This window comes from Flavobacterium sp. KMS, assembly GCF_000813005.1.
Classification (GTDB): Bacteria; Bacteroidota; Bacteroidia; order Flavobacteriales; family Flavobacteriaceae; genus Flavobacterium.
Genome location: NZ_JSYP01000038.1, coordinates 1 through 12656 on the forward strand (window position 1 = coordinate 1; position 12656 = coordinate 12656).

13 protein-coding genes are annotated in these 12656 nt (G+C 32.3%); 11 read left to right on the forward strand and 2 right to left on the reverse strand.

What is annotated here, in order from left to right; all coding sequences use genetic code 11:
- Positions 1-487: 487 nt before the first annotated feature.
- Complete coding sequence (locus OA93_RS25230; protein ID WP_165572137.1) at positions 488-655, forward strand: hypothetical protein; 168 nt, start codon at positions 488-490, stop codon at positions 653-655.
- 115 nt (positions 656-770) lie between these two features.
- Here OA93_RS25230 and OA93_RS23265 read toward each other — a convergent pair whose 3' ends face one another.
- Positions 771-998 carry a CDGSH iron-sulfur domain-containing protein gene (locus tag OA93_RS23265; protein ID WP_039116640.1) on the reverse strand — a complete coding sequence of 76 codons (228 nt, stop codon included), beginning with the start codon at positions 996-998 and terminating at the stop codon, positions 771-773.
- Positions 999-1645: 647 nt separating this feature from the next.
- On the opposite strand from OA93_RS23265, the gene metG reads away from it, so the two are divergent.
- From metG to OA93_RS23320, 10 genes are all read left to right on the forward strand, one after another.
- On the forward strand, positions 1646-3703 hold the full coding sequence (gene metG / locus OA93_RS23270) for a methionine--tRNA ligase (protein WP_039116590.1): 2058 nt from the start codon (positions 1646-1648) through the stop codon (positions 3701-3703).
- Positions 3704-3721: 18 nt separating this feature from the next.
- Complete coding sequence (locus tag OA93_RS23275) at positions 3722-4210, forward strand: hypothetical protein (RefSeq protein WP_039116591.1); 489 nt, start codon at positions 3722-3724, stop codon at positions 4208-4210.
- A 232-nt stretch (positions 4211-4442) separates the two neighbouring features.
- Positions 4443-4718: a hypothetical protein gene (locus OA93_RS23280; protein WP_039116593.1), complete on the forward strand. Its 276-nt coding sequence runs from the start codon at positions 4443-4445 to the stop codon at positions 4716-4718.
- Between the two features lie 139 nt (positions 4719-4857).
- The gene (locus tag OA93_RS23285) at positions 4858-6294 is read left to right on the forward strand and encodes a hypothetical protein (protein ID WP_039116595.1); all 1437 of its coding nucleotides are present in this window, start codon (positions 4858-4860) and stop codon (positions 6292-6294) included.
- Between the two features lie 197 nt (positions 6295-6491).
- Positions 6492-7379 (forward strand): DMT family transporter, encoded by an 888-nt coding sequence (locus OA93_RS23290; RefSeq protein WP_039116596.1) that lies wholly within the window; start codon positions 6492-6494, stop codon positions 7377-7379.
- Positions 7380-7879: 500 nt separating this feature from the next.
- Positions 7880-8587, forward strand: a complete 708-nt coding sequence (locus tag OA93_RS23295) for an HAD family hydrolase (protein ID WP_039116599.1) — start codon at positions 7880-7882, stop codon at positions 8585-8587.
- The gene (locus OA93_RS23300; protein WP_039116600.1) at positions 8587-9216 is read left to right on the forward strand and encodes a chloramphenicol acetyltransferase; all 630 of its coding nucleotides are present in this window, start codon (positions 8587-8589) and stop codon (positions 9214-9216) included. Before OA93_RS23295 ends, OA93_RS23300 begins: the two co-directional genes overlap by 1 nt.
- Positions 9217-9383: 167 nt before the next feature.
- A complete protein-coding gene (locus tag OA93_RS23305) occupies positions 9384-10520 on the forward strand; it encodes an OmpA family protein (protein ID WP_039116602.1) in 1137 nt (378 codons plus the stop codon).
- Positions 10521-10755: 235 nt separating this feature from the next.
- On the forward strand, positions 10756-11274 hold the full coding sequence (locus tag OA93_RS23310; protein ID WP_035620004.1) for a ferritin: 519 nt from the start codon (positions 10756-10758) through the stop codon (positions 11272-11274).
- Positions 11275-11643: 369 nt separating this feature from the next.
- The gene (locus tag OA93_RS23320) at positions 11644-12132 is read left to right on the forward strand and encodes a hypothetical protein (protein WP_131474524.1); all 489 of its coding nucleotides are present in this window, start codon (positions 11644-11646) and stop codon (positions 12130-12132) included.
- Positions 12133-12143: 11 nt separating this feature from the next.
- Here OA93_RS23320 and OA93_RS23325 read toward each other — a convergent pair whose 3' ends face one another.
- Complete coding sequence (locus tag OA93_RS23325) at positions 12144-12572, reverse strand: SRPBCC domain-containing protein (RefSeq protein WP_039116607.1); 429 nt, start codon at positions 12570-12572, stop codon at positions 12144-12146.
- Positions 12573-12656 lie beyond the last annotated feature (84 nt).

The following is a 12656-nucleotide window of genomic DNA, read 5'->3' on the forward strand; positions in this document are numbered from 1 at the left end:
AATATGTCTAGGAACGTGTTCTTCTTTTTAATGTCGCTTGTTTCTCAAAGCGGGTGCAAAAGTAGAAAAGTCTTTTCTAACTGGCAAGAAATTTGTGAAGTTTTTTTTGGAAAATTTTCGTTTCCGTTTTCTTCTTTCTTATCAATCTTTCAAGGAACTTTCCGTTGTTTTGCGGGGTGCAAATGTAACATCCGTTTTCCATTCTCACAAGCTTTTCTAAATCTTTTTTTTTTAGAATTTTATTTCTAATTTGATTCGTCTTGCTTGCCAGTATTTAAAGGAACGTTTGTCGTTGTTGCGGGTGCAAAACTACCACCTTTATATAGATAAACAATACCTTTTAGCGAGTATTTTTTGTTTATTTTTTATTCTTTTCTTAATACTCTGATAACACACCCCTTACGGGCTGTTATTTTTTGTTGTTTTCTATCTGCTTTGGGTACTTTAGGGCATTTGACTCGTTTTTCCTTTGGTTTTGCTGGATTTCTTGGGGTTTCTCGCATTCTTGTTTCTCGCAGATTTAGCTGATAGAGCAGATTTTGAGCTTCCTATCCCTGATAGCCACGAAGCATCGGGGGAAACCCTTGGCCTTTTTCCTTTAAAAAGGACGAGATTGGAGCGTCCCGAAGCTTCGGGAGCAGGAAATAGCTCCTAAAAAAGCTTCTCCTATATATAAGGAGAAAAGCTCTCCTTATATATAGGTACATAAAAGAAGAAGCCCTCTCATAATTTGAGAGGGCTTCTTCTTAGGTTTTTGAGAAATAGAATTCTTAATTCGTTTTCATTGGTGGCAAATCGAATGCTTTTGAATCGTGCTCGAAGTTGTTACGGTGTGAACCGTCACAAAAAGGTTTATTAACAGATAATCCACAACGACAAAGCCCTAATGCAGCTCTTCCTTGTAATCCGTAAACTGTTCCTTCTGAATCCAATATTTCGAAATCACCTTCTATCTTGATAGATCCGTTTTTATTAATTATTAGTTTAGTCTTGCTCATAATGTTCTTTTCTTTTTTTTGCATCAAAGATTGCAAAATATATTCCGAACGATTTGCATTAGATTGTGGTTTTTATGGATTGAAGGCTTAGTTTAAATTAATTCTACTTTATGTGGTAAGCTATTACACGAAGTCACACAAAGGTTTTTTAAATAATTCTTCGCAATGCTTTGAGATAATTTGAGGAAAAGCTATTACACAAAGTTGCGCAAAGGCTACTCAGAGGTTCACAAAGGTTTTTCTTTGCATTGCTTTGTCATGTTTTGAGAATCTATTACACGAAGTTTCGCAAAGGCTGCACAGAGATTCGCAAAGGTTTTTATGAGACTTCGGCTCCGCTCAGTCTGACAAGTTTACGACTTAGTACTTTTGTTGTTTGGTTACTTTGTGACTCTGCTACACTTCGTCTTTATCCTTATAATGTACAAAACTTGGTGTTTTCTAGCCCAGATAGGAACGGCATCCTTTGCTTGCCTTCTTTAGGCAAGTAAAGATAAAGTGGATAGCTGGAAATAGCTCCTGATAAAAAAGAATATCCCGAAGCGTCGGGACTCAATTCTATTGCTTATTTTTGCACAGAATTTATCATAATAAAACCTAAAGTCGGCTTATATTACGGCTTTATCAGAAAAATAAAAATCAATTTTATGTTACAAAATCCTAAGAGATATACCATTACTGCTGCTTTACCTTATACGAACGGACCGATACACATTGGCCATTTGGCGGGCGTTTACGTGCCATCGGACATTTATTCTCGCTACTTACGTATGCAGGGGAAAGATGTGGCTTTTATTTGCGGAAGCGATGAGCACGGTGTGGCGATTTCTATGAAAGCTAAGAAGGAAGGTATTACTCCGCAAGAGGTTATTAACAAATATGACGGAATTATCCGTAAATCTTTTATCGATTTCGGAATTTCTTTTGATAATTATTCTAGAACTTCGGCTAAAATTCATCACGATACAGCTTCGGAATTTTTTAGAACGTTGTATGATAAAGGTGATTTTATTGAAGAAGTAACGGAACAATTATATGATGCAAAAGCGAATCAGTTTCTTGCTGATCGTTTTGTTGTTGGGACTTGTCCTAAATGTGGCAATGAGGAAGCATATGGTGATCAGTGCGAAAAATGTGGATCTACGCTTAATGCAACCGATTTGATCAATCCGAAATCGACTATTACTGGTGAAACTCCAATTTTAAAATCGACTAAACACTGGTTTTTACCTCTAGACAGATATACTGATTTCCTGACTGAATGGATTTTGGTTGGACATAAAAATGACTGGAAACCTAATGTTTATGGTCAGGTAAAATCATGGGTTGATGGTGGACTTGAGCCTCGTGCTGTAACGCGTGATCTTGACTGGGGAATTGATGTTCCTGTGGAAGGTGCTGAAGGGAAAAAATTATATGTTTGGTTTGATGCTCCTATCGGTTACATCTCATCGACTAAAGAATGGGCTGCACGCGAAGGTAAAGATTGGGAACCGTACTGGAAAGATGAAGATACGAAACTGGTACATTTTATTGGGAAAGACAATATTGTTTTTCACTGTATTATTTTCCCTGCAATGCTTAAAGCTGAAGGAAGTTATATTTTGCCAGACAATGTTCCTGCAAATGAGTTTTTGAATTTGGAAGGAAACAAACTTTCGACTTCTAAGAACTGGGCGGTTTGGTTACACGAATATTTAGAAGATTTTCCTGAGAAGCAAGATGTTTTGCGTTATGCACTGACAGCTAATGCTCCGGAAACTAAAGATAATGATTTTACCTGGAAAGATTTTCAGGCTAGAAACAACAACGAATTGGTTGCCGTTTTTGGTAACTTTATTAATCGTGTTGTAGTTTTGACTAATAAATATTACGACGGTTTTATTCCTACTCCAAATGAATTAACGGAGATTGACGAAGCTACTCTAGCTGAATTAAAAGCATATCCTGCTGTTATTTCTAGTTCGGTAGAACGTTACAGATTCCGTGAAGCATTGGGTGAGTTAATGAATGTTGCTCGTTTAGGAAATAAATATCTTGCCGATGAGGAGCCGTGGAAAGTTATGAAAGACAATCCGGAACGTGTAAAAACTCAGATGTATGTAGCATTACAAATTGCTGCTGCGTTGAGCATTTTATCTGAACCGTTCTTGCCTTTTACTGCTACTAAATTATCGAGAATATTAAAGAATGAAGGCAAACTAAAATGGAGTGACATCGCTGAAACTTCGGATTTAATTCCTGCTGGACACCAGATTGGTGAAGCTGAATTACTTTTTGCTAAGATTGAAGATGAAGAAATTCAGAAACAAATAGATAAACTAGAAGCTACAAAAACTGCTAATCTTGCTGAAAACAAGCAACCTGAACCTCAGAAAGATTTGATTCAGTTTGAGGATTTTGCCAAAATGGATTTACGTGTAGGAACTATCCTTGAAGCGGAAAAAATGCCGAAAGCTAACAAACTTTTGATTCTGAAAGTTGATACTGGAATTGATGTTCGTACGATTGTTTCGGGAATTGCTGAGAGTTTTTCGCCAGAAGAAATAGTTGGAAAACGCGTAACTGTGTTAGCAAACTTAGCTCCAAGAGCTTTACGTGGCGTTGAAAGTCAAGGTATGATCTTAATGACTACAAATGCTGAAGGAAAATTGGTTTTTGTAAATCCTGATGCCGAGGCTGCAAATGGAGAAACGATAAACTAAATAGAATTCATTTATAAAATGGAACCACTAAGAAACCTAAAAATAAAACAATATCAAGAGCTTTTTATAAAAGAGCTCAATGATATTGATGACTTTAATTTATTAATTCTTAAAGGCCATATATTGGTTGAATATATTATAAATTTATATCTCGAATCTTTGTCTAATAAAAAAGAACCTGACTTTTTTAAAGAAAATTACACTTTCTCATTAAAATTAGGTCTTTTAAAACATTTCGGAAATATTGGTGGAGAATTAATTAATCTCTATGAGGAATTACATTTATTAAATAAATTAAGAAATGATATAGCTCATAAACTACAATATCAAGAAAGACATTTAACCGATTTTTATACACATCTTTCCAAGAAAGAGCTGATATTTAAAAATAATGATTTTGATAATGAATTAGAAAAATTCAAACATGCTATCTTCTTTTTGTTAGGAATATTTGTTGCTGCATACGTTCAAAATGTTGATAAAACTGATTACGATAATTATTCTTAAGAAGTAAATATTTTGGACATGTTCAAAATACATATTTTTTTATCTAAACTAATTTTATATTCGTAAGTTTGTACTGACAAAATACCTTAAGGAGCAATCCTGAAACTTTATTATAAGTTAACATAAGCGATTCCCTCGCCATGATGTCCCTGTGGAAACTATGGGAAATCTATCCTTACGGGTATTTTGTCACATCTAAAGCGAGGGTTTCGTGTGTTTAATATTTTCGATTATGACAAAAGAAAATCAAAAACTATCACATGATGATGTAATGCCATCCGTGGCAAATTTCCTTTCTGCCCTTTGGCTTGAAGGTGAATTTAGAAATCAACCCGAATATTTAACTGAAATATTCGATATGATTCTAGAATCTGAAATTGGGAATAATCTCGATATCAGAACTAAAATGATTGGTTGCATAAAAACTAGTCGGATGCTCGCCAAATCACTTGAGCCTTTTTCGGATAAACAAATAGAAAAAGCTTGTAATAAAATGGTTAATGTCTGAGATTAAAATAATAAAACGCGTGAATTTCTTAATTGATTCACGCGTTTTTTACTTTAAAAAAAACTTTTCTTACCTAATTATATTTAAGAGAAAAACAAGATATTAGCCAGACAAAAATCAAACCTCCAATAAATTAAAAATGCTTAAAAAATTACTCCTTACCTATTTGTTTTTAAATAGTTTAGCTTCTTTCTCGCAAGAAATCGTAAGCTCTACAACTGTTGATTTAAAAAAGAACCGTGATGTTTTTCAGACTATAAATGATGATAAAAAAGAAGTTACATTATTTGTTAGTGATAAAGTAAAGGTAAAAGCTATTCGTCTTAACGAAAAAATGCAAATTATAGACAGTATTTCTACTGAAAGACCAAACACTAAGATGTACTCTAATATGATTGGTAACAATATTAGTAATGATAATACAAGATTATTTTGGGCATCAAACGATTATGAAGATATTTTTACTCAATTGTATGACTTTAATAGTCGAAAAATAATAACGCAACAATATACCCTTCTTTTTAAAAATGAAAAGATTTTGCAAAAATTTAGTGGAAATGAAAATTTCTATATTTTAAGTGTCATAAAAAAAAGCAATAATTTCAAGCTTCATATTTTTGACAAAGATGGTAATCATAAAGAGCAAATAATCAATTTAGATGGTTTTCGTTTTTTTAGATATGGTTATACCAGAACAGATTTATATGGCGTTTTTGAAGAAAACCTACTTCCTTTTGAAATTCCTTTTACATTGCAAAATATCAATGTTAAAAATCCAACTTCTTTAACCGATGCTGCAAAAAAGAGAAAATGCTATTTTGATAATAAACAAATCATAATAACTCTTGATGCTAATATCGACTATACTCAAGTTATTCGTATAGATTTAGATCGTTTTATTGCTACTGAAAGAATGGTGAAAAAACATTCAATAGGTGTGAATGAGCGCTATTTTCTGAATTCTAACTCATTCTTTTTTGACAATAAACTATATCAGGTAAAAACCTCTTCTGAATTGTTTTATTTTACAATAAAAGATTTAGACGATAATATAATAAAAGAATACTTCGCCAATGCAGCTAATCCGATCGACTTTAAAAATTCTGAAATTTATCAGGAAGGTGGAGCTTTTGGAGGAAAAAGAACTCTGGATAACAGCTCTCAATTTATACGAAAAATAAACAATTTAAACACTGCTATTTCTTGTTACCATATGGGAGAAAGCACTTTGATAACATTTGGAGGCGTCTCTGCAGGACAGCAATCTGGCGGTCAAGCGGCAATGAATCAATTTGGACTTATTGGTGCAATAGCTGGAGCTGTGTTTTTTAGCCCGACAATGGAAAGCTTTAATTCCTATTCTAACAAAAAAGTAGTTAAAGTTGAAGGTCTATTCGACAATGAAGGAAATCACATAAAAGGAGATTTACAACCGTTAGCATTTGATAAGATTCGAACTTTTTTTGATGACAACAATGATGTATCCTCACAAACACTATTTAAAACTGACTCTTATTATTTGGGCTATTATGATAATAAGACTAAAGAATATATTATAAGAAAATTTGTAGACTAAAATCTATCTCTGTTCTTACTTTTTAATTTCGAATACTAACCGCGTGAATCTATTAATTGATTCACGCGTTTTTTACTTTTAAACACATCGCAAATAATTTTAATTTGCTGTATTTTTGCCCAAAAAAAACACTTCCCGAAAGGCATAATTTAAAAGCTTAATTAAATATATTGTACTAAGCTTGAAAAACTTTAAAAATGAAAATTACAAAACCAAGATTAGCATTAATCTGTGGAATACTCTGCATATCTATTTTCCCTATATTGGTTAAATTGAAACTAGCACCTGGATTAATTTCGGCTTTTTATCGCATGACGTTTGCTATAATATTGCTTTTACCTTATGTGCTTATCACTAAAAGTTTTAAACTTCCAAAAACGAAATTCGTGCTTTTAGCTGCACTTTGTGGCGTATTATTCTCGTCTGATGTTGCTGTTTGGAATATTGCCATACAAGAATCGAGTGCAACACAAGCTTCATTGCTAACAAACTTGTCCCCGCTTTGGGTTGGGATTGGTTCTTTTTTCTTTTTGAAAGTAAGACCAGCAACTAATTTCTGGATTGGAACTGTTGTAGCATTATTTGGAATGATTACTTTAGTTGGTTTTAGTTTTTTCCTGGAATTGAATTTTGATCAGGCTTTTCTGTTAGCTGTTTTATCAGGGATTTTATATTCGATTTATCTTTTGGTGAGCAAAAATGTCCTTACAGAAGTTGATGTTTTATCGTTTATGACTATTAGTTTATTGACTTCAAGTCTTTATTTGGGGATTCTTTGCTATGCTTTAAACGAACCTTTTACTGGATTTTCAAATACCGGATGGTTTGTATTAGTGCTTCAGGCTGTAATTTGTCAGTTGTGCGCTTGGCTTTCTATAAGTTATGCTACCCAACATATGCGAGCTACAAGAGTTTCTCTAAGTTTATTAAGTCAAGCGGTACTAACTTCGATATTGGCTTGGTTATTCTTAGAAGAAAAAATAACTTTACAGATGATTTTCGGTGGAATTATTTTGTTATTCGGAATTCGGATTACGTTTTACGATAAAACTATTTCAATTAAGAAACTGCTTTCTAAGAATTAGAATTGGGATGCGAAAGTAGAACGCGGATTAAACAGATTCGCTAAAGCGAAAACACAGATAAAAACGGATTTTTTAATTTTTAACAGAAAAGTTTCACGCAGATTTGGCAGATTGAGCAGATTATTTTTTAGTTTTTTAAAATCCATTTAATCTGTGGCAAAAAATAGAACGCGGATGTCGCAGATTTGCTAAAGCGAAAACGCAGATAAAAACGGATTTTTAATTTTTAACGATAAAGTTTCTCGCAGATTTGGCAGATTGAGCAGATTATTTTTTAGTTTTTTAAAATCCATTTAATCTGTGGCAAAAAAATAGAACGCGGATTAAACAGATTCGCTAAAGCGAAAACACGAATAAAAACGGATTTTTAATTTTTAACGATAAAGTTTCTCGCAGATTTGGCAGATTGAGCAGATTATTTTTTAATTCTTTGAAATCCATTTAATCTGTGGCAAAAGAATTTAAACTAAGAAAACTTCAACCTTTAAACAAAATTTTAAATGTTACATAAAGACAAAATATCAAAACTTAAAGTAATCGCATTTGATGCCGATGATACTTTATTTGTAAACGAACCTTATTTTCAGGAAACGGAACAAAAATTTTGTGTGTTGATGGAAGATTATCTTTCGCATCAAGGTTTATCACAGGAATTATTTAAAACCGAAATTCAGAATCTATCTTTATATGGTTATGGAATTAAGGGATATATCCTTTCGATGATTGAAGCAGCAATACAAATTTCGAATAATACGATTTCTATCGAGGTTATTGGAAAAATCATTGAGTATGGAAAAGAATTACTCGAGAAACCAATCGATTTGCTAGATGGTGTTGAAGAAACTCTAAAAGCACTTCATGGCAAGTACAAACTTGTTGTTGCTACAAAAGGTGACTTAAAAGATCAACATAGTAAATTACATCGTTCTGGTTTAGGTCACTATTTTCACCATATCGAAGTAATGTCTGACAAGCAAGAAATTGATTATGAAAAACTATTAAAGCGTTTGGATATTAAAGCTGATGAATTCTTAATGATTGGAAATTCATTAAAATCGGATGTTTTACCTGTTTTAGGAATTGGAGGATATGCGGTACATATTCCGTTTCATACAACTTGGGAACATGAGAAGATTAGTCATAAAGTAGAACACGAAAACTTCTTCGCTTTTGAAAAAATAACCGACGTAGTAAATAAATTAATATAATGAAAACCCTTTTGGATCTGGAAACTTGGAACAGAAAAGAACATTTTCTGTTTTTCAAGCAAATGGATGAGCCTTTTTTTGGAGTAACAGTCGAGATTGATTGTACGATTGCTTATACGAATGCGAAGAAATTAAATTCTTCTTTTTTTATTTATTATCTGCATAAAACATTAGTTGCTATAAATGCAATTGAACCTTTTAAGTATCGTATTGTCGAAGATCGGGTTTATATACACGATAGCATTAATGGTTCAGCAACAATTGGTCGTGAAGATGGTACTTTTGGATTTTCTTTAATTGAGTTTAATCCGGATTTTAAAATCTTTGAGCAAATTGCATTATCTGAAATCGAGCGTATACAAAATACAACGGGACTTTTTACCCGAACATTTAGTGAGGATAATCTCATTCATTTTTCAGCAATTCCCTGGATCAATTTCACTTCTCTATCTCATGCCAGAAGTTATACTTTTCCAGATAGTTGCCCAAAAGTTTCCTTTGGAAAAATGATGATTTCTGAAACCGGAAAAAGAACTATTTCTATGTCTATTCATGTACATCATGGCTTAATGGATGCCTTACATGTAGGACAGTTTATAGATTATTTTCAAGAATTAATGAACACATAATCTAATAAAATCACCATAACATCTAAAAGTCAGCCATATAGCTGACTTTTTTTATTTAATTACAGATTCTTGTTTTTGTCTTATCTTATTACTTTTATACCTTCTTTAGGATACGGAATTTTCTGATAATTTTGTTTGTTTGGACAAATTTAAAATTCCAAATTAAAATGAAAAAAATTACAATCATTCTGGCTTTTGCAATAGGTGCATCGAACTTACATGCACAGACAAAAACAGAAAAAACAACTGAAAATAATTACAATAAATGGTCTATAGAATTTGATGGTGGTTTTAACAAACCACAACGTCCATTTACATCAGGTTATTCAACTTCTACAATAAGTCCGTTTACAGTTGATTTAGGAGCTCGATACATGTTTAATAACAAATTTGGTTTAAAAGCCGATTTGGGATATAACAGTTTTGAAGATGGTAAACACTCTCTAGACTTTAGTTCTAAATATTACAGATTCGGTTTACAAGGTGTTGCAAACTTAGGTAGGATCATGAATTTTGAATCATGGACTAATACAATTGGTTTATTAGGACACGTAGGTGCTGGCGTAGGTCGATTTGAAAACGACAAATTAACTGATCAAGACTGGGTAGGTAATTTTATGGCTGGTATTACTGGTCAGATTAAATTATCTAACAGAGTTGCTTTAACAGGTGATTTCACTACTTTTCTTATGGCTGAGCAAGATGCTACATTTGATGGTACAAAAAACAGAAGTATGAGAGGTTTTTCAGGACTTCTTTTTACTGGTACAGTAGGTTTAAACATTTACTTAGGTAAAAACGAGAAACATGCTGACTGGGTTGTACTTGCTCAAGATGCTGATGTTTCTGCATTAGAAAGCAAATTAGCTGATCTTCAAACTCAAGTAAATAAAATTCCTGAGAAACAAGTAATTGTAGAAAAAGCAGTAATTGCTCCAATAGCACCTGAAAAAGATCTTGTTAAAGAAATGATCAACGATAAATACTACAGTGTTTATTTTGATTTTAACAAATCGACTCCAATAGAAAATTCTACTGCAGCTATCGATGTTGTTTTAACTTATTTAAGAAAAAACCCATCAACTACTCTTGATATTATTGGTTATGCTGATCAAGTTGGTAAATCAGATTACAACGATAAATTATCAAACTTAAGAGCTAATAACGTAAAAACTATTTTTGAAAAAGCTGGTATTTCATCTTCAAGATTAAATGTAGTTGGTAAAGGTGCTGATACATCTATCGAGAAAAACTCAGAAGAAGCTAGAAGATTGGCAAGAAGAGTTACTTTCCAAGTAAAATAAATTCTTTTTAATAAACTCTCAAGCCCTAAAAGACAAATCTTTTAGGGCTTTTTTTATGCCTCAAAAATTTTATTTAATCATGATCCACTCTCTATCTTACTATAGTTGTATAAGACTCATTATGAGCAATAACGAAACGATGTTGTATTTAGTCTGAATCTGAATTGTTTCTAATAAAGATTAAGGTTTCCTTGGATTGCTTAATTTTTTTTAACTTTACAAAAAACTCACGATTATGTTATCAAAAAATATAGAAACAGCGCTAAACAAGCAAATTCGCATAGAAGCAGAATCTTCTCAAACTTACTTATCTATGGCTTGTTGGGCAGAAGCTCACGGACTGGAAGGAATTGCAGAATTTATGTATACACAGTCTGACGAAGAGCGTGCACATATGCTAAAACTAGTTCGTTATGTTAACGAGCGTGGAGGAGCAACAACAATTACAGATCTTAAAGCACCAAAGACTAGTTACGCTACTTTTAAAGAAATGTTTGAAGAATTATACAAACATGAATTATTTGTTTCGGAATCTATCAACGAATTAGTGCATATTACTTTCTCTGAGAAAGATTATGCTACTCATAACTTCTTACAATGGTACGTTTCTGAACAAATTGAAGAAGAAGCTACTGCAAAATCTATCTTAGATAAAATTAACTTAATTGGCGATGATAAAGGTGGTTTATACTTATTCGACCGTGACATCAAGCAACTAACTGTTACAAGTTCTATCGCAATTAATCCAAAATAGTTAAAGTTTATTTAGAATATATAAAAATAACTTATATTTGCATCAGTTTTTTAATTCACAGGAAAATTGGGCAAGAAAGATAAGGTTAAAGACAAGGACAAAAAAAAGGATAAAAAGAAAAAGAAGAAAAAAGATATCCTTGATAAAATTAAACGTGCTGAAAATTGCAAGTCGAGTTGTTGCGAAAAATACAAAAAAAGCGAAAACAAGCGTTGTAGTCGTTGCCCGATGTTTGATTTAATCAAAAAAGTTGCTTAACACTATTTTATAGATATATAAAATGCTCTCTTAATCGAGGGCATTTTTTTTATAACAGATTTCGTTTCCCCCAGATAATTATTAGCCGATACAATTAACTCAATATTCCTTATGAGAAACAAACATATACACTTTATAGAACGACTAGATTTTTTTATCACACTAATAAGTCTAGGTTTATTAATTGTTTCCCGAATATTTATCCGCATCTTCGGATCTGAAATGTCAAATTATGATAAAGTATATTACCCTATTCTTATACCATTATTAATTTCATGTTTATTCTTTTTTCTAGCATTGTATAGCTTCATAAAAGCATATAAAAGAGCAATTATTTTTATAAATGAAATTCAAATAAACAACAAAAGCATAATCCTTAAAGGCTTAAGATATAATACAACTTGGGAGAAAACACTCGTGATTAAGAATATCGATATTAGTTTGAAAGAACAAGCAAACAGAAGACCGCATGTCTATTATTTAGAATTCATCGATGAAGACGACGCCAGATATTCTATCAATACCTCTTTCTATTGGAGTTATCCAGAAATATTAGCTATATATAAAGACATTAAAACTGCTGAAAATAAAAATCGGTAATAATATAAATTCTAAAACTTCCTTTTTTGATAAGGTGTTCCTTCACCATCTTCGCAGTAACTTTTTAGACTTAACAAAAACATCGCCCAATTATAATTACACCATTGGTAAAATTCGGTCAGTTCGCGCCAATCAAAATGCTTAAGAACAACCGATGTTACTCCATTTTTTTCAGTTAAGTCATATGAAATCTTCGTCCCGACCCACTCCTGATCTGACGCTACACATTCCCATAGTATTCTTTGGTTTTGAACCAATTCTAACACTTTCATTTTTGTGTTATCATTATCTCCAAAATCAAACTCATTGATAAAACCCAATTCTGGCTTAACAATTAATTCTTCTGTCCAGACAGCACCAAGACCAGCTTGTGTTGTTAATGCCTTATAAACATCCGCAATGGGTGATTTGATATAATTGATGTGCTCGATTTTTTCCATTTTAATAACTAGTTATATTTTGCAAATACAAAGTTAAAAAGTTTTGTATATCTCTGACAAAGAACCTATTTAAAATAAAATTGG